The 17904-nt window shown below is 58.5% G+C and carries 21 protein-coding genes; 15 read left to right on the top strand and 6 right to left on the bottom strand.

The window, feature by feature from the left end:
* Positions 1-34 precede the first annotated feature (34 nt).
* The 6 genes from FGL95_RS33200 (at position 35) to FGL95_RS26000 (ending at position 5494) form a co-directional block, all read left to right on the top strand.
* A complete protein-coding gene (locus tag FGL95_RS33200; RefSeq protein ID WP_169592857.1) occupies positions 35-277 on the top strand; it encodes an excalibur calcium-binding domain-containing protein in 243 nt (80 codons plus the stop codon).
* A gap of 589 nt (positions 278-866) precedes the next feature.
* Positions 867-1796, top strand: a complete 930-nt coding sequence (locus FGL95_RS26020; RefSeq protein ID WP_169592855.1) for a hypothetical protein — start codon at positions 867-869, stop codon at positions 1794-1796.
* Positions 1796-2038 carry a hypothetical protein gene (locus FGL95_RS26015; RefSeq protein WP_169592852.1) on the top strand — a complete coding sequence of 81 codons (243 nt, stop codon included), beginning with the start codon at positions 1796-1798 and terminating at the stop codon, positions 2036-2038. The genes FGL95_RS26020 and FGL95_RS26015 overlap by 1 nt, the downstream gene beginning before the upstream one ends.
* A 423-nt stretch (positions 2039-2461) precedes the next feature.
* The gene (locus FGL95_RS26010; RefSeq protein ID WP_169592850.1) at positions 2462-3124 is read left to right on the top strand and encodes a hypothetical protein; all 663 of its coding nucleotides are present in this window, start codon (positions 2462-2464) and stop codon (positions 3122-3124) included.
* A 25-nt stretch (positions 3125-3149) separates the two neighbouring features.
* Positions 3150-4097 (top strand): McrB family protein, encoded by a 948-nt coding sequence (locus tag FGL95_RS26005; RefSeq protein ID WP_206072322.1) that lies wholly within the window; start codon positions 3150-3152, stop codon positions 4095-4097.
* Positions 4094-5494, top strand: coding sequence for a 5-methylcytosine restriction system specificity protein McrC (locus FGL95_RS26000; RefSeq protein WP_169592848.1), 1401 nt, complete (start codon positions 4094-4096; stop codon positions 5492-5494). The genes FGL95_RS26005 and FGL95_RS26000 overlap by 4 nt, the downstream gene beginning before the upstream one ends.
* Here FGL95_RS26000 and FGL95_RS25995 read toward each other — a convergent pair.
* The 6 genes from FGL95_RS25995 to FGL95_RS25970 form a co-directional block, all read right to left on the bottom strand.
* A complete protein-coding gene (locus FGL95_RS25995; RefSeq protein WP_240963312.1) occupies positions 5473-6729 on the bottom strand; it encodes a DNA-methyltransferase in 1257 nt (418 codons plus the stop codon). The two genes, FGL95_RS26000 and FGL95_RS25995, sit on opposite strands and share 22 nt — an antisense overlap.
* 61 nt (positions 6730-6790) lie before the next feature.
* Complete coding sequence (locus FGL95_RS25990; RefSeq protein ID WP_169592845.1) at positions 6791-7003, bottom strand: helix-turn-helix domain-containing protein; 213 nt, start codon at positions 7001-7003, stop codon at positions 6791-6793.
* Between the two features lie 147 nt (positions 7004-7150).
* Positions 7151-8296: a hypothetical protein gene (locus FGL95_RS25985; protein WP_169592844.1), complete on the bottom strand. Its 1146-nt coding sequence runs from the start codon at positions 8294-8296 to the stop codon at positions 7151-7153.
* A 425-nt stretch (positions 8297-8721) separates the two neighbouring features.
* On the bottom strand, positions 8722-9474 hold the full coding sequence (locus FGL95_RS25980; protein ID WP_169592842.1) for a cysteine peptidase family C39 domain-containing protein: 753 nt from the start codon (positions 9472-9474) through the stop codon (positions 8722-8724).
* Positions 9475-9481: 7 nt separating this feature from the next.
* Positions 9482-10390, bottom strand: coding sequence for an ATP-grasp domain-containing protein (locus FGL95_RS25975; RefSeq protein WP_169592840.1), 909 nt, complete (start codon positions 10388-10390; stop codon positions 9482-9484).
* Between the two features lie 25 nt (positions 10391-10415).
* Positions 10416-11288, bottom strand: coding sequence for a hypothetical protein (locus tag FGL95_RS25970; protein WP_169592837.1), 873 nt, complete (start codon positions 11286-11288; stop codon positions 10416-10418).
* Positions 11289-11632: 344 nt separating this feature from the next.
* Here FGL95_RS25970 and FGL95_RS25965 point away from each other — a divergent pair, with 344 nt between their 5' ends.
* The 9 genes from FGL95_RS25965 (at position 11633) to FGL95_RS25925 (ending at position 17898) form a co-directional block, all read left to right on the top strand.
* Complete coding sequence (locus tag FGL95_RS25965; protein ID WP_169592835.1) at positions 11633-11959, top strand: hypothetical protein; 327 nt, start codon at positions 11633-11635, stop codon at positions 11957-11959.
* A 131-nt stretch (positions 11960-12090) separates the two neighbouring features.
* Positions 12091-12426, top strand: a complete 336-nt coding sequence (locus tag FGL95_RS25960; protein ID WP_169592833.1) for a hypothetical protein — start codon at positions 12091-12093, stop codon at positions 12424-12426.
* 5 nt (positions 12427-12431) lie between these two features.
* Positions 12432-12695: a hypothetical protein gene (locus FGL95_RS25955; RefSeq protein ID WP_169592830.1), complete on the top strand. Its 264-nt coding sequence runs from the start codon at positions 12432-12434 to the stop codon at positions 12693-12695.
* Entirely contained in the window at positions 12695-13048 is a 354-nt protein-coding gene (locus FGL95_RS25950) for a hypothetical protein (RefSeq protein ID WP_169592828.1), read from the top strand. The genes FGL95_RS25955 and FGL95_RS25950 overlap by 1 nt, the downstream gene beginning before the upstream one ends.
* Before the next feature lie 2 nt (positions 13049-13050).
* Entirely contained in the window at positions 13051-13233 is a 183-nt protein-coding gene (locus FGL95_RS25945; RefSeq protein ID WP_169592825.1) for a hypothetical protein, read from the top strand.
* Positions 13234-13619: 386 nt separating this feature from the next.
* On the top strand, positions 13620-13829 hold the full coding sequence (locus FGL95_RS25940) for a hypothetical protein (protein WP_169592823.1): 210 nt from the start codon (positions 13620-13622) through the stop codon (positions 13827-13829).
* Positions 13822-15942, top strand: coding sequence for a type IV secretory system conjugative DNA transfer family protein (locus FGL95_RS25935; protein WP_169592820.1), 2121 nt, complete (start codon positions 13822-13824; stop codon positions 15940-15942). Before FGL95_RS25940 ends, FGL95_RS25935 begins: the two co-directional genes overlap by 8 nt.
* A 121-nt stretch (positions 15943-16063) precedes the next feature.
* On the top strand, positions 16064-16891 hold the full coding sequence (locus FGL95_RS25930; RefSeq protein WP_169592817.1) for a replication-relaxation family protein: 828 nt from the start codon (positions 16064-16066) through the stop codon (positions 16889-16891).
* Positions 16888-17898 (top strand): DNA-methyltransferase, encoded by a 1011-nt coding sequence (locus tag FGL95_RS25925; protein ID WP_169592815.1) that lies wholly within the window; start codon positions 16888-16890, stop codon positions 17896-17898. The genes FGL95_RS25930 and FGL95_RS25925 overlap by 4 nt, the downstream gene beginning before the upstream one ends.
* Positions 17899-17904: the final 6 nt, after the last annotated feature.

The raw sequence follows: 17904 nt of genomic DNA, 5'->3' as shown, positions 1-17904 counted from the left end.
AGGGCCGGGATCCGTTTGCTTGGGAGGGCAAATCATGATCAAGGCCATTCGTACCGTTGGCATCACCGTTTTCGCGTCTGCCGGAGTGCTGCTGACGCCGTTGGTGGCGGCAAATGCGCATCCCCTCGACGTGCAGTTGCAAAGCTCGCCGTACAAGAACTGCACCGAAGCATGGAATGACGGTGGGGCGCCGGTGCTTAAGGGTGACGAAAGATACGGCCCGCACTTGGACCGTGACAACGACGGCATCGGTTGCGAAGTCGATCCGAGGAAATAGCGACTGACTCACAAGCAAACAAGCCCCGACCGATTATCCGGTCGGGGCTTGCTTGTGGCGGAGGGAAGTGCATGGCTTTCGAAACCATCGCCGGAAACGAAACGCCTGCTAGACACGTTGGACGACTCGGTCGTTGGCTGAGCATGCCTGATGCGGCTTGTTCGGCCCGGACTAGCTCGACAGCCCGACGGGCGTACGGGAGCCAGTCTGCGGGCTCGCCAACGGCAAGCACACGCCAGTTGTCGACTTGTCGCCCATGAGGAAAAAGTCGAGGTGGTATGGCAGCGGATCTTGATCGGCTGATTCTGCAATCCGGTAGACGAGGCGTCCGGCGTCGATGACGACAAACGGTAGATCGGATCAGAGGTATGTGATCTTAACGAAGGGAATGGTTGCGCTGAGGCGGCTGCGGTACGGTGGCGTTCTAAAGCCGATACACCCAGCATCGGCGGGAATGGCAGCTTCGTTTTCCTGGGGGACTGCAGAATGCTTGGTGGCGTGTCGTGGGGCACATCCGATGTTGTCGTGGCCTTTGGGGCAGAATCACACCCGTGTGATTTGCTGACCCGACAGGCGAAATCGTGACCCTATGAAACCGTCCTTCAAAGCTCGCGCCGTGAGTCCCGGACCGATTGCTAACTGGACAGGTGTGGTTTTCGGCATCGTCGGTACGTGCGTGACAATTTTCGCCACGATCGCGACTGTCAAAGGGCGCGTCACGCCCCTTGAGTCCGCCTTTCTTACCGCCTTCATCGTTTTGACATACGTCGCATTGACTGCCTATATGGTTCGGGTCTTCTCGCGTAGTAACCAAGCGCTCGTAGAGTCAGTCGACAATATTCGAAAAGATTTTGAATCACTTAGAAACGCTCAACGAGCCGGAATGCTAGTGCTTGAGGTTGCTCACACGTTGAATGACGAAATTGCTGAACTACGTACACCTTTGAGCAAGCGGGAAACGCTGAGGTTCATGCGAACGGCATGTAACGACATGGCGCGTTCATTTACGGACGCCCTGGGTGTTGACTGTCGCGTTTGCGTAAAGGAGATTGTGGACGCGGAGACCGCGCGACCACGTGTCAGGGCTGTGGTCCGAAGCAATAGGCATGTAGGCGGAGCCGAGTCAGAGCTGCATTACATCGATCAGAATACCGACTTCAACGAATTGTACCGCGAGGGTAAGAAATTTTGGTTCAGCAATAATGTCGATCTGTTTCCTGGTTACCGGAATTCGAGCCCGAATCGCACGTATAAATCCACGGTCGTTTGGCCGATCCTAACTCGTACAGTCGAGAATAACGGGGACGATAACTTCGCGCCGATCGCGGCATTTCTGTGTATCGATAGCGACCCGCCCGACACATTCACAGCGGAAATCCATGTACCCCTTGGCTGGTCGGTCGCCGACGCAATAGCGCGTGCATTCGAAAGTGATTCTGAACATGCCGCAAATAATTCTCCACCAGCGCGAAATAAAAATGTTAATATTAGATCATCAGACAAAAGTAAGGAGACCTAATGGTAAATCATGAAATTGACCCGTCATCTAGAGAGGCTGCAGCAGCGGACTCATCCTCGGAAGTTCGGCGAATTGAAGTTGCAAGGACATCAGAAAAGGTGGTGAGAATCGTCGGCGACTGGGCCGTGCACACCTTCCTTGACGAGAGCGGCAATGAGCTTCACAGCATAGGGTTCCCCCGGCAACCGCTCTTTTCCGAAGAAGACATCGCGGCGTCCGAGAATGAAACACAGCTAGTGTGAGGATTAGTTGTTCTGCGATTTCGTCAGATTCCTTACAGGCCGATTCCGTGGACTCGGGACTTATTGAGGATTTGCTCAGACCAACATGACAACGGCGGATCGGGCCAAGCCTGACGCCGATGACGCCAGCCATCATGGTGGACGGTTCGTGACATGGCAGACTCCTCCGCTAGCCAGCCGGACTTCCGATGTGCTGCCTAGAAGTCAGCGCCAGAGAACCTGCCCTCAAAAGATTCGACATGTGAATTATTCTCTCAGCTGGCTAATACGCGGCTACAAGCACCCGACAGCCGCCACATCTGTTCAGCCCTTCAGGCAAGCTCACCGCGCCGAACAGATATCGGGCTCGGCGCGAGCTTCTTGGAGACGGCTCGCTGGATATATGGACCTTAGTTCTCCGCCGTCGCGACTAGATTGGCTCATGTGGCTGACCATGATCGCGTTGTTACGCACGTCTTAACGATGAATGCTGTGCGCTGGGGAATCGACACACTTGGCGCGGAACGTATCCATCCCACTTTCGTGATGTACCTGTATCTCCGGATGCAACAGCGGGCTGGCAAGCTGCATGATGCGTCGGCAAAGTCGGCCGAGTTGATGAAGCTGATTCAGATGCCGGGCAACCCGACAAAGCCGTACTACTTTCCAATGATCGACCGCGGCAAGCGCACGGGTAGGCCGCTACCCACCTTCTGGAGAGCTGAGAACATCTCCGGCAGCTGGTCGCCCGGCTCCATTCGTCGCCAGCAAGGGGGCGGGTGGCTAGGGGCGGACGAGAGCGCCTACGCATGGCCGGATAATCACGTAGAACTCGCACGCACGCAGATGCTCTACGACAAGCCCGTGTCCGCACTCGCGATGGGGGCCTACTTTCTCCGAAACGATGGTTTCGTGTTGTCCGGTAATCCTGATCCCAATGACCTGATTGCGGCGTTCAGAACAAAGTTCGCCTATCCGGGTGGCACCGAGAACGAGTTCGTGACGCTGTTCACGACTGAAGTGCCTACTGACATCGACTTCGTCTGGTTCGCCGAGCCAAGTGTGGCCGCCGGTCCGACATCCGGCTCTTGGACTGCCAATGTTTGAGGAACTCATCCCCGAGGTCCGGACTTTGACAGCCGACGACCTCGGTATCGGGATCAAAGCAAAGGCCGCTACTGGCCATGCCTCGTCGGCTCCCGATGCACCTGAAATCGCAGCCAACGACCCGCGCGTTCAGGAGATCATCAGACTGGCGAATCAGTTCGGCGGTGTCCTTCTGTCCGGCCCACCAGGAACATCGAAGTCGTTCTACGCAGCGGCCGCCGCGCAACATTTGACAGGTGGTGACAACGCTCGCTGCCGATTCGTCCAATTCCACGCCAGTTACCAGTATGAGGACTTTATGCTGGGCTTCTCCCCTGAGAACGATGGCTTCGGCATCAAGAAGGGCCCGTTCCTTAGTCTGGCACATGACGCCAAGGATGACCCCGGCAACGCGTACGTGCTTGTCATAGACGAACTATCCCGCGCCGACGTGGGGCGCGTATTCGGCGAGGCTCTTACCTATGTCGAACGGAGCAAGCGAGAGCTTCCGTTCAGAATCGCCAATGGCGACGAACTCGTGGTCCCGACCAACTTGATCATCCTCGCAACTATGAACCCCTTCGACAGGGGTGTCGACGAGGTCGACGCCGCGTTCGAGCGCCGCTTCGCCAAAATATCGATGGACCCGAGCGCGGAACTGCTGGAAGGCATCCTTGTCGACAACGAGATGGACGAAGCCCTTGCGGCTGGCGTGCTTCGCTGGTTCCGCCGGGTCAACGAGCACGCCCGCAAGAACCCGGCCGCTGCCGTTGGACATGCGTACTTTGCCGATGCTTCTGACACGGCCTCACTGATGGACATTTGGGAGTATCAACTCAAGTATCTGGTCCAGCGGGCATTCCGGCGCGATGTGAACACACTGGCGGACGTCGAAGCCGCATGGAAGCGGACCTTTGTGGTTCCGGCCCCCGAAGGGACGCCTATGGGCGCAAGTGGTCGCGAGCCGCCGCCGGACCCCGAGGCGGGCCAGTGACTCACCTGCCGAACGACATCGAAGTGGTGGAGTGCGCCGAGTACGATCACATCGAGATCGACACGGCACTGTGGCTGAACGACGCCCATCAGATCGTCCTCAACTCGGAGATCGATGGGCGTGACATTCTGCGCGCCAACTTCCGTAAAGGCGTGCTTCGTCTGCAGGCCACCTCGTACGTGGGCGTAATCCCGCTCAACGAGCACGTCGTCGTGCGGGTGAAGCCACGGGTTCCCATCGCCAACCTCACCCGCATGGTGATCGAGACTGGCCATACGGTGCTGGCACTTTCGGCGTTTCGGGAGTATTCAGGCCGTGGTACCGCCGACGACTGGGCGATGGATCTTTACACCGACGCACTCCTCGACTACGCGGACGAATTGGTCGATTCGGGCTTGCAACGCGAGTACGAGCGACGAGCGAGCGAAGGCCACTTCCCGCATGGCCGTATTGATTTCAAGCGGACAATGCAGCGCTTCGGCGCGCGCGGCATACCGAACAAGGCCGCCTACTCATGGTTCGAGCGTACGGTCGACACGTCGCTCAACCGGTGTGTCAAGGCCGCGATGGAGGCTGTTCACGCCCACTTGGTGAAGGCGAAGGACAAGCCGCGCAAGGGCGACCGAGGGAGGATCGCGCGTCTGGCTGGCCAGCTCTTGGCATTCGAAGAGGTGGCGCATGACCCCGATTACCGTTTCCTCGATGATCCGCAGGTTCTCGGCCTGACGCCATTGCCCGACCCTCGCGCCTACTACCGACCCATACTCGACCTCTCTGTCTTGATCTTGCGCGGCGTCGGCATTGCGCTCGACCTCGGTGGCGCCGACGTGAAGCTGGGCTCGCTGTTGATCGACACGAACAAGTTGTTCGAGAACTTCGTACGCGTCACCCTCTCGAAACACGCGGCGAGACACGGCTGGCCTGTCGACGTGCTGGATGGCAACACCGACGGGAAGGTAAACCTGTACGACGTGCCTGATCCCTTGCCTGCGCCGCTCGGGACACCGCTACAGGCTCTTGCCACACGAGACCCGGGCAAGGCACAGCCCGACATAGTTCTCCGCGCGGCCGACGGCACCTTCCTATTGATCGCAGAGGTGAAGAACACTGCCCATGGCAAACACGCTGATGCCGATGACGTGTTGCCCGAGCGCGGCGAGGTCGAGCAGGCCGTCACCTACGCTCTTCGGTACGGGCGGCCACTGACCCTGCTCATCCACCCTTGGATCAAGGGCACAAAGGGCCTCGTCTACGTTGGCCGTGTTCGATCAGTCGACGTGTACGACTATCGGCTCGACCTCTCCTCTGAAGAACACATTGACGAGTCACTGGCTGTAATGGCAAACACGATCTATAGCCTGGCCGGGCTCCCGATTCAGATACCGACTTCGGGCTGATTCATTAGTGGGACAAGGTCAACGCCGATCGCGTCGCGCCCTTCCTCGATCGCAACTTTGAGGGTCGTGCCGGTTCCTGCGAATGGGTCGAGCACAACTCCGCGGGCGGGCGTCCCGTGTCCGCAGTCGGTCCAGCCCACCGTGCGCTTGTTGGCAAAGGTGAACTCACGGAAGTAGCCGCCGAGTGCATCCTTGGCTTCCTTCGCGAGGCGCTGGACCTCAGCGCTGTTGCGGCCAGTGCCATTCTGGAACTTAGTGGCCTTGCCAACGTCTGACACGCCGAACGCTTGGATCGCTCGGATGTGCTCGGGGGTTAACCTGTGCAGCTTGGCAAGCTCCATCGCCCGTTTCGCCTGCGGGCGCGATGCGTTCAGTTCAGCGGTGCGCTCCACTACACGGCGACGGGGCACATTGCACGTGGCGCAAATCTGTGTCGGCGCGGCCAGCATGATCGCGCGGCGCACCAGTTCGCGAGGGAACGGCGCGAGATGCTGCCCCATGTTCCGCTCCGGGTTGATCGTCCACACATCGCCCGGGTTGGCCCCGTTGCCGATCGCCTCTGAGTAGCCAACCAGGTCGTAGTAGTAGTCCGGCTTGTACGTGAGGTGGATGACGTACTCGTGACGGTTGGCGAGACGGTTCTTCGCGGGCTCGGGCATGCCGGAGTCTTTCGCCCAAATGATGCGATTACGCACGAGCCACCCCTCCTCGACAGCCCGCCACTCGATGCGGCCCGGGATGCCAAGCAAAGACTTGTTGTAGTAGGTGTCACCGACGTTCAGGAATACAGATCCATGAGGACGGAGGACGCGCCTCCACTCATTGAGGCACTCAAGAATTGCGTCAATGTAGGCGCCGGAGGTCGGCTCTAGGCCGATCTGATCTGCATGCCCGTAGTCACGCTTGTTCCAATACGGCGGGGATGTAACGATCAAGTCGACCGAGTTGTCTGGCAGTCCGGTCTGGCGTGCATCACCGCTCACAAAGTTGAGTGTCGGGTCGACCAGGTTCGTTTCCCAGTCGGATAGTTGACCAACCGATGCCGTGCCGAGAATAGGCCTGGGTGCGTCAGGCTCCGCATCTGCTTGCCGCGGTTTCGCGGCTGCGCGTTGGGTATTGCGACTCATCGTCGTCGTTGTCCCTTCGATTTCAAGCTCGACCCCGCGGGCGAATGCTTGTTCGATTCGAGCGTATGTGCGGGTACCGACAGGTTCGGTGATCCCGATGTCATGCATATGTATAGCGGGAATTTGCACGGTCGTCGAGCACCGATGCGGTGCGCCGTTGACTCGATCACTACTCGGAAAGTAGTGCCAGCGGATCGATGCCGATGATGTCGGCGATTTTCTCAAGGCTGCGCAGCGTCAAGTTTCGCTCGCCACGCTCGACGCCGCCCATGTACGTCCGATGGACACCAACCAGGTCGGCGAAAGCTTCCTGGCTCAGGCCACGTTCCAGCCGGTACCGGCGCAGATTTCGGCCAACAGCGCGTTGCAGGTCACCTTCCATGTTGGGACATGACGCTGCCGAAATGCTACTTGTAGGTCTACAGACTTATAAGTAGCATCGACTGGCTGAAGGGCTCTTCGGCAGGTGACGAAAGGAAAACAATGTCTGGCGGCGGATCGTTATTTTCTGAGCAACAGCGGAGTGGTGTTACGCAGCGGGGCTGGCGGATGTTGGGCGTGTGCCTGGATGCGCTGTCGTCTCTTCGGAGTCGAGGGTCCACACAAAGGTGAAACCAGTACCGGCTTGAATCCAGCCGGAAAGCTCCATCGTCAGCTCCCTGCCGGTTGTGCCGGCGGGGAGCTGACTCACGTACGGGCGACGTGCGCTGGGGACGAGGTCGATCACACTCAGCCGCGATATGTCCGTTGCCGAGTAGTCAATAGCAAGGGAGACGTCACGAGCAGGTTGCGCGGCGGTCAGGAACAGGCGGTGGTTGGCGGGATCAGTGATCGTGCGAAAGGCGTAGCGCACGCGAACGGGTCGGCCAGCGCGGACGACCTCTTCACCGATGTCGACGCTGTACGTCTGCGCGCCTTGCCGTTCAGTTCGTCGAATCTTGCGCTGTTCGCCGTCGATGCTGAATGTCACTAATTCGTAGGCCGCGCGGTCAGATGCGTCAAAACCTGGACGTTGCGGCATCAGCCACACCGAGGTGGCGGGAACATCGGAGAGCAGTTCGTGAAATTCATCCCAGTCTGAGACGCACGTGAAGCGAGCCGTCGGATGACTGAGCGTGGTCGTGTATTCCCATTCAACTAAGACATCGAACCGAGGAGCACCTACGGTGCTCCTCTCTACTGCAGTAGAGAGCCGAACGCTGACCTTCACGTCATGCCAACGCTCTGGCGTATGGATGGCTTGGTCGCGTATGTCGGAATAGATCTCTTGCGCAAACTGATCATCGCCGAGGCGAAGTGACAGCACGTTCGTGGCGATGTCATCGAGCAACTCCGGCGAGGCAACTCGCTGCAAGTCTTCCTTGTTCACCCGGAATCCCTTGATGACCGCATTAGCGAAATCTGGCGTCAGCTCCTTCAGCACCGTTCTAGTTCGCTCGGTGTCGGCGGCGTCCTTATCCCGGCCGGTGAAGAAATCTATCGCGATACCTATTGCGCCGGTCACGAGTAAGACGTCAGAAAGACCTCGGGCGAGCGCGACGATAGCGTGCGCTATTTGCGTTGATTCGAGCCAATCGGCTGTTACGGAGGAGAGCATTCCCAGAACGATGAGAATAACGCCACTAAGTATCAGCTTTAGTCGGTAAAATCGAGTTAGGAGTGACGTGTTCTTCATGCAGTGTCACTATTATCCATGAAATAAAGCAAAATTGAAAGCACCTATATTGCGCGAGAGCGCCTATCGAGGATTTGCGAGGTCGTCTAGCGCCGACGTCGACGGTGCCTCACGATTGCTAAATGGGGACGAACTCCGATCGAATGTAGGATGACGTTGTCCGTTAGCGCAAGCAAGGGTTAGGAGAAGTCGTGTCCGGAGCTGAGCAAGATAGCAGCGCACATTTCGAGGGCGAGAAAACGACGGAGAATGAAACGTCGGACTACTCTGGCATGTACACCGAGCCGAACTCAGGTGGTCCGATTCCGCTGTCGGGTGAGTTCTATCCAGACCAAGTCTCCAAGGAGTCAAGCAAGAGGGTGTAGGTACACAAGTCTGTCGCTCGACTGAACTCGGGTACCTACAACCATCCATCAAAGCCTTCGTTAGCCGGACGGCTGTGGGTCAAGTCCCTGACCGCTCGCTTCAGAGGCGAGCTGTTCACTTAGCTCCACGGTTGCACCTCCCTTCAGCCTTGCGGCCGGGCGTCTTACGAGCGTGATCGTACCTGACGTCTCTGCGATCGAGCGCATGGATTTCACAATTTGATCACCGGTTACTTCCCAGTCCCATCGAGCAGGCGGGCCTGAATCCTGAACTAGAAATCGATCGTTTTCAGCATCAAACCCTGTTATCAGAACGGTGTGGCCCTGAAATCCGTCGCGTACCTCTTGCGTTAGGGCAGCAGCGTCAAGCGCCACTACGGGCAACCACCCGCTCTTTAACCCCCGGGTCAAGTCCAGCTTCTCTGGAATCCGTATTGAGAACTTAACTCCCGCCTTAATGCAGCGACGAATCGCAACACCCTCCGCTTCGAAATCAGTGATCTGAAAGTAGTAATCAATCGTTTCGGAGTCGAGGTTGCACCGTTCCAACTCCGTACGTGGACTCTCGATGAACGCGACGGGATCGAGGGCATCAATATGTTCGACCTCAAACCCGTTCTCTGCGAACCATGCAAGCATGCGATAGGGCCAGGTCTCTACGCCGGCGGTGAAACCAGTCAGTTTCTCCGCTAGGTCATTATCGACCCGTGCGTTGGTAAGCGACTCCACAGTCATCGAAAACGCGGCCTGGACACAGTGGAGCGCGTCGTCGCTATTTTGAATGCGTCGTGGAACTGTGAATATTATTTCCATGGCCTGATTACCTATCCCCTGTTAAGTTGTCCAGAATAAACGAAGTTACATCAATGTCGAAGTCTCTCGATAGGTAACGCCAGCTACCTGTTGGGTTAATATCCGTTAGCCAAAGCTGACTGGATTCATCGACGATGAAATCGAAACAGCAATAGAAGACATTGATCCTGCGGCAAAGTTCTATCAACCCTTTCATAATATCACGTGGCAGGCATTCTTGGTAAAATTCGGCACTCCCCGTATCTGTAGTTAGTAGCCTGAAGTCAGATAATTCAGAAGTTCCGCTGTCCACCTTCACGCACGCGAACTTTCCTCGGGCGAAATAGATGCGCAGTTCGCATTTGTGCGGAACGTATCTCTGGATCATGATAGGAGTGTTGTTTCCGCCTTGGCTTAACGCAAGAATTTGGCCAGCACTCAATTCGGTTGTATTGAAGAAGCGTCCCTTATGAACCTGTTGCCAGGCATTCAAAGCTTTTCCGACGAATCGATTGTCAATATCCAGACCAGGAAACCTGGTGCCAAGGTGTGTCGCAGGTATCGTCAGTTCTGGTTCTATTTGTCCGGCAAGGTTTAATAAATAGATCTTCCTGTCCTGGAGGACTTGTGCACCAGGCGCAATAAGCCAATTCCTGTCGCATGCATCCCACCATTGTAATAAGGCGCATTCAATCGTCGTATTCCACTCTCTCGTTGTGAAATCGCTGCCCTGTGGGTTGACCCACGGAGGATTGCTAACATCAAACGGAAGAAACAGAACTTCTGATTGTTCGGCGGATTGTGCGGAATATTCAAAGTTATCAAAGTCAATCGTTAGACCATAGTTGGCACTCCTCACCGTGTAATACTTATCGATTAATCCGAGGCGCAGGTGACGAATCTCAATGCCCAACGACGCTGCGCGTTTTGTGATCAACTGAGCGTGAGGATCGTTATGTCTACTAATCAACATTATCGGCCGATTCAATCCGATCTCCAATCTTTGACCAATTCACGTAGACGCCCTGGCCAGACTCAATCCAGCACGGTCCGATGATCGACCAGCGCTTCAACGCATGGCTACCGAAGACTGACAACACTCCCATCCTCGGGATAATATCGAACTCATAGCGATCAGCGTTGGGAAAACCGGCGAAATCAAGCTCTACTGAGCGCAGATGAAGTCGACGTGGCGCGCTCCAAAAGCAATGAGTCGTTATCGACAATTCATGATCAAATACTAAACGATATTGAAGATTTCCCGTGTAGTCGGGTGACTCGAACTTTGTATAGCGAACCCCGCTCGTCGGGGCACTTGGCCCGATAATTTTGAGTACATCAGTGTCGGAAAGAGCAATCGGAACTAGATCGGTGAGGCGAGCGTTGTCGGTTGGGTCGTAGCACTGAATATGGGCGCGGCTTGTCATGCCTCGGGAAGGTACAAGAACCTCGGTGATGGTTGGATACTTCGCGCATAACATATCGGCAATACCTTCATTGTCGGTGACGCCAAGAACTATGTCACACGAACAACAATAGAATTCGAGTTCGACGCGTAGATAATAGCGTTCCGCGTGTGACGGATGTGGCCTTGCAGAAAGACTTACTTCACAGTCAAGCCATTCCGACTTCAAGTTTGGAGAACCTGCGCCTTGCAATTCGATTGCGCGAAGTATCTTCGGCGCGATTTCCGTTGCCAGGATTTGATTCACTCGGCGTTCGCCGATGGCTTTTAGCTCCATCAATGTTTCCCGAATAGCCTCCGCCGTCACGTATCTCCGCGCTAAAGCACGTTCCTTCTTGCCGACAAGAATCGAGACTACTTCGTCGTCCACGTACTTGTTCGAAACGAGGTGCTTCTCGCAAGCATTTAGGATCGCAAGTCGAATGGATCCAGGTAGTGCACTCTCGGGGATATCTCGCAAGTGTGCAAATCGCTCTCGCGCCCATGACTTGATCGGTTCCGACTCTAGTACTTTCCAGTCTGAACAGCCCTCACGCAACAGGCTCAGCAGCGCCGAATCCGAACTGGAGGAGGTGCTCACGGATCGCGATCTACCAGGGAAATTTTTGGGAAATCTGTCGGAAGGAAGCTTCCACGGGTGGGCGTATTGCATTTCCGAGAATTTCGTCAAATTCGACATGTAGTTCACTGCCACCGCCCCAGAAGGAGCTCCCAATGGATATTTCGCCGATCGAGTTGAACACGTTTGCAGAGCGCGACATGTTGACATCTTACCCGGACGAGGACACGAAAGGTTGCAGGACAACGGCCAATGACCACCTTGACGTCCTTCGTCTCACTCCTGACAACCCCCACCTGATCGCGTCCGCGATCGAATTGTTCCTAGCTCGTGAGCGGAGTGCTGCAGAGCGGACGCTCGGGAGGTCGCTAGTTGATCCGGAGCAATTCGCATTCAACTGCTGGAAGTACGGCCTTGGTGCAGCGCTCAATGCTGAACAGGATCGAGTAGATGAACTGGACGAGGCCTTTCGCACACGTTGATCTGACGAGTCAGGGATTCTGATCGGACCCTGACTCGTACAACCCGCCGTGGAGGCTCCTCCTCGCGCTGGCTCTCTGCTCGCCGTGCCCGCCCGGATCGTCCGGGCGGGTTCGGCAAAGGAGGAACCAAAATGCCAACCAACCTTCCAAACCGCCTGCGTGATGCGGTCGGCGTCCGCCCGATCGGCCGAACGCTGGCCGTTGGCCGCCAAACTGTGCCTGCTCGGATACATCGGGCGGTAAACGAAGGCGTCGCCATCGAGCACGGCCGAGGCATGGTGCAAGCCGCGCGTGTCAGAGCGCTCGAATACGTCGCCAACGAGGCGATGCAATCTGTCGCCGGACTCACTGAGCTCGAAGCGTTGTACATCAGCCGGTGCCCCCTCGGCGAAGGCCGGTACCGAGCTATTGCTGACACCGCAGCCGTCATGATGGCCAACATCGTGGCCGATACGGGACGGGAGTAGTAGCCATGATCGAGACAATCTTGGTCCTGCTCCTGCTGGCGATTGTCTGTCTCGGGCTGGTAGCCATCGGCTTCAAGCTCTCGGAAAACAGGCTCTCGACTGACCGCAGTCAGCTTGAGCGCCAACGCCGCAGTCTTGATGCCGAGTGGACGGCCCTCGACAACACCCGTCGTATTCGAGAGGTGTTCCTCGGTGCTCGCCGGATGATGCAGGACGAAGATCGGGCCCACGCTGCTCGGCCAAACTCACCGAGGGCTGGTGATCGGTGATGTCTGATCGCCAAAATCCGAGGGCTCGCGATCCCGAAGTCCACAGAGACAGCTGGCGAGAAATGGTCGGTCCGCGGTCTGGTGGTGAGCTGTCCATACAGGTCGGCGAACCGAAAGCCCGCAATTCGCTGCAATCCCAAACTCGATTGGATCGCGCCGGAATAGCCGACATTGCCACACGGCGCCGGGCGGCAAACGAGTCCGCACGTCGGCAGAAGGGCACGGATTCCGCCGAACTGCTGGCTCGCTGTCAGCAACTGCGGGCAACGCACCGCTGCCCTGGCCGCTGCGTCTTCACTGGTGAACTGCGCCAACGTGGGATCGACGCATTCCGCAAAAGTCTGGGCGAGTAACCGTGACAGACAGCATCAAACCGCCGCTGCCAGGCCGGATCCTCGGTCTGGCGGTCGGTGTGCTGGCCGTGGCGGTCGCGGGCCGAGTGGCATGGGAGTTGCTGCACCCGTTGGTGCCGCTGCTGGCCATGGTCGTCGGACTTTCCGTGGTCTACCGCGTCATGGTAGGCAGGATCGGGCACTAGAAATTTGGAACAAAGGGTGGCCTTGCGTCTCCCGGTGTAGGTGTACCGATCGCTGTTGTGGAATCGTCACACTGTATTGACGTGGTAATCGTTGCCCCGCATAGTAATTGGTGGACGACGTGGTAATTCAAGCCACGGTCGACTGAGCCAGAGGCGCGTGGTTCGCGATCATCTCGCAGTGTCGTGAATGAATCCGGGCCAGCCCAGCATCGTCCAGAGCGATCCAAATCCAGTCCGCCCGCACCGTCATCGGTGTCTGGGTCATTCGAGGGGACTCTCCCTCGGACACGCACGTGTTCCGACGGTGTCTTTCGTGCACCCGAAAATCGGGCGTACTGGAGCGGATCACGAGCAGTACCAACCTATTTCAACGAGAGGAGGGAGCCATGACCCACAAGCAACGAGCAGAGCTAACCAAGAAGCGAGCAGACGAGGCAGTGCGAATCGTCGGCGTCACCCGTGACGAAAACGATCACCCAGCCCTGCGCAAGATCGCTCGGGCCTGTATTGCGCTCGCCCGGCAACAGCTCGATCAGGAACGGCAGCCAGCAAAATCGAACGAACAGATGTCGTCACGCGAGGCAGAACATGCCTGACCGCGCTCTTCAATGGTGGGAGCTGTTCATCCCGCGCGGTTTGACGCTGGAAAGCGTCACGGCATTCGTCCGTCCGATGGCCTCGCGGCCGGTGATCGGGATGATGCGACGAACGCCGTTGGTCGTGATCGAACAGTGGCAAATCACCGGCACCACGCGGTATCTGCTGGCGGTGGAGTCACCGCTCGGTGAACCATTTGTGCGGCAACTAGCCGCAGCACTACCTGGCCTGTTGTTTCGGCCGTTCAACCCCGCTGGTCGACCAACCGTCAGTACGGCTGCCGACATTCGCCTGACTAGCCTGGCCGCCAGCCTGCGCACCGATGTTGCCGGTCAGGTCAGCACCGCCGTGGGCGCGGCACTCGCCAGCTGCCCCGAAGACGACGCCCTGGTATTGCAGTGGCTACTCGGCCCATCGCAGGGAAGACGAACAGCGCCAACCGAATTCACCCTCAGCGAACAGCTTGGCTTCCGACCGATTCATGAACCGTCGGCCACCGACCACAGCGTCTGGCGTCAGAAGGCCAGTGAACCGTTGTTCGCCGTTCGGGGACGTATCGGCACCACGAGTAATGCTGCTTCACTAAGCGGATTGCGAGGTGCGCTGCAGCTGGCCGACAGTGCCCACGGGCACCTCCGGATCGACCGACCATCGATACGAAGTGCCCAGGCGCTCAATCTTGTGGCAAGGAAGCGCTGGACGGGGATTGTCAGCGCCAAAGAGCTGGCGGTCCTGCTCGCACTACCGCTTGATGACGCCACCGGCCGCATCGTCCCGATCGGCAACGTGCCGCCGCTTCCGTCTGCGAGCGGTCGTGTGCTCGGTGTCAGCAAGCATCCGGCCACGCTCGGCCAAACGGTCGTGCTGCCAGCATCAGCGATCAGCCGTCATACCCACACCATCGGGCCGACTGGCTCTGGCAAATCGAATCTCTTGGCGCATATGGCATTAGACGACATTCGAGCTGGTCGGGCACTGGTGCTGATCGAGCCGAAGGGCGATCTCTGCGACGCGGTCCTCGAGCGACTCGAGGATGATGCTCGAGGGCGCGTCGTGGTTGTCGAGGCAGGTGAAACCAACCGGCCGATCGGCACCAACCCCTTGGCCGGTGATCTGGACACCATCGAGCGGCGAGCTGACGAAATTGTTGGGCTGTTTCGTGATCTGCACGGCGCGGCACTCGGTCCACGGTCGACTGACGTGCTGCTCCACGCACTGCTCATTGCCAGCCGCATCCCCGACGGCACCCTCGTCGACGTGCCAGCGATACTCGCCAATCCGGTCTTCCGTAGGCGGGTGGCTGCGAGGATTGACGACCCGCTCGTGCTCGGACCCTGGCTGGCGTGGTTCGACAACCTGTCTGACGGCGAACGCGCCCAGGTGGTCGCACCAATCATGAACAAGCTGCGCGGCTTCACGTCTCGGGCCAGCATCCGCCGCCTACTCGGCCAAAGCGATCCCGGCTGGAGCTGGGACGACGTTCTGAACAACCGAGGCATCGTGCTTGTCAGTTTGAACCGTGGCGTCATCGGGCCAGAGGCATCGGGTGTGCTCGGGGCACTGCTCCTCGGGCAGCTGTGGGCAGCCATCCAGCGGCGGACGCGGATTCCGGAATCTCAGCGGCGATTGGCATCGGTGATCGTAGACGAGTGGCAGTTGTTCGCGGGCAGCTTGGATTTTGCCGACGTACTCGCAACCTCTCGCGGCATGGGAATTGGGGTTACGGCTGCCCATCAACATCTGCCGCAACTGACTCCGGCTATGAGGGCGGCAGTCAGCGCCAACATGCGCTCGCGGGTGGTGTTCAAACCAAGTGGGGATGACGCGACTTCGCTCGCAGCGCAGCTCGGCAGCCTCGCGGTCACTGCCGACGACCTGTTGAGACTGCAGCAATACGAGGCCGTGACCGCGATGCACGACCATGACGGCGCGTTTCATCTGGTAACGCAACCACTGCCCGCAGCAATCAACAAGGCCAGTGATGTTCGGCGAGCCAGCCAAGCACGGTTTGGCCGAAGTGGCGCTGCCATCGATGCCGAACTACTGCGCCGCTGGGAGCAACCGCCGGATACAGGAGTCATAGGCCGGCTGCCAGGTGGAGGCAGGCCATGAACCGCCGGCCAACTAGCCCTACCGGTCGGCCTACCGATCATGTCGAGTCAAAAGGCCTGGCCACGTGCGTGGATGACCGGAAAGTGCTGACGAATCTCTGCGCTTCTCATGGAGGTTTGCCATGAGCGCCCGGAGCCGCACGGGGGTCGGCGGGCTCAGCGAACGGGATGTCGAACTGCTTCGGTTGCTGTCTGTGCTGCGGCTACTGAATGGCGGGCAGCTGCAACGCCTGCTCGTTTCGGATGGGTCACCCGCTACCAGAGCGCGCCGGGCCCGCTCGGTGCTGCAGCGCTTGTATATCAGAGGACTCGTCGGGCGACTCGATCGCCGAGTAGGCGGAATCCGTGCCGGTTCCGATGGTTTCGTCTACCGCCTGACGAGCCGTGGCTTCACTGCGTTGGCCCAGATCGACGGTTCACCACGTCGTCGGGTAGCCAGTGAACCTGGCGAGCGCTTCGTCGCGCACGTGCTGGCGGTCAGCGAGTTGTACGTCGGATTGGTCGAAACCACCCGTGACGCGAATGAAACGTCACTCCGCCTGGTCAGCTTCGACGCCGAACCGGCTTGCTGGCGACGCTATCCAGCGGCGCACGGCGGCACATCCACGATTCGGCCAGACGCTTTCGTCCAGACGGGTGACGGTGAGCGCGGCTATGTCCACTTCATCGAGTGCGACATGGCAACCGAAAGCCTGACCACGATCCGCGCCAAATGCCGTAGCTACGTCAGTTACTGGCGCTCGGGTAGCGAGCAGCGACGAATCGGCACCTTCCCGCGCGTGTTGTGGGTCGTGCCGAATACGGCTCGGGCCGAACGGATCGCAGGAGTGATCCGGCACCTGCCCGTGGAAGTTCGGCCGCTGTTCGCCGTCACGACCGCTGAAAATTCCATCGGCTTACTGCTCGGGCAATCAAACGAAGCACCAACACTGAAAGGAGGTGAATCATGAAAACCAACACGATTCTCGTGGGCGATGCCCTTGATCGGCTCGCTGAGCTGCCCGACGATTCAGTCGACTGCATCGTCACCAGCCCGCCCTACTTCGGGTTGCGTGACTACGGCCGCGATGGCCAGCTCGGAAGTGAGACCAGTGTTGACGACTGGGTGAAGCATCTGCGGCTCGTCGCTGCCGAATTGGCGCGCATCTTGACGCCCACAGGCACATTTTGGTTGAACGTTGGCGACAGCTATTCGTCGCACCTCTCGCAGGGAGCACCGAAGAAGGGGCTGCTGCTCGGCCCGCAGAAACTAGCTGTCGCGCTGGCCGACGACGGCTGGCTGATTCGTAACCACGCCATCTGGGCCAAACCCAACGCCATGCCGTCAAGCGTCACCGACCGGCTGAGTAACAGCCACGAGATCCTGTTGCTCCTGACGCGCGGCCCCCGCTACTACTTCGATCTTGACACCATTCGGGTTCCGGCGGCCAGCATGCGCGGTGCCCAACCGCGCAAGAAGATTGCTGGCTATCCGCCGAACAGCGTGACACCAGCTGGTGGCAGCGTCGATCGCAATCGCGGGCTCGATCGAATGAAACGACACGGCGCCAATTCGCATCCGCTCGGCAAGTCACCCGGTGATGTCTGGACGATTCCGACCGCTGCGTATCGCGGGGCACATTATGCCGTCTATCCACTCGGGCTGGCTGAGCGCTGCGTATTGGCTGGGTGCCCCGAACGGGTCTGCACCGCCTGTGGCGCTTCGTGGCGGCGAGCCAACCGACGGCACGATGACCGGTTGCTCCGTACCGGCGTGCTGCGCCCGCAGTGTCGATGCCGAGCAGAACCGTGGCGGCCGGGGCTGGTGCTCGATCCATTTGTGGGGTCTGGCACGACCGCCATCGCCGCCGAGAAACACCGGCGCGAATGGCTCGGCATCGAATTGAACGCGGACTATGCCAGGCAAGCCGATGAACGAATTACTCAGTCACGCAATACAACTGAACAACAACGGTAAAGGAGA

The organism is Antrihabitans stalactiti (assembly GCF_012932915.1).
GTDB lineage: Bacteria > Actinomycetota > Actinomycetes > Mycobacteriales > Mycobacteriaceae > Antrihabitans > Antrihabitans stalactiti.
This window is presented reverse-complemented; position numbering and strand designations above follow the sequence as displayed.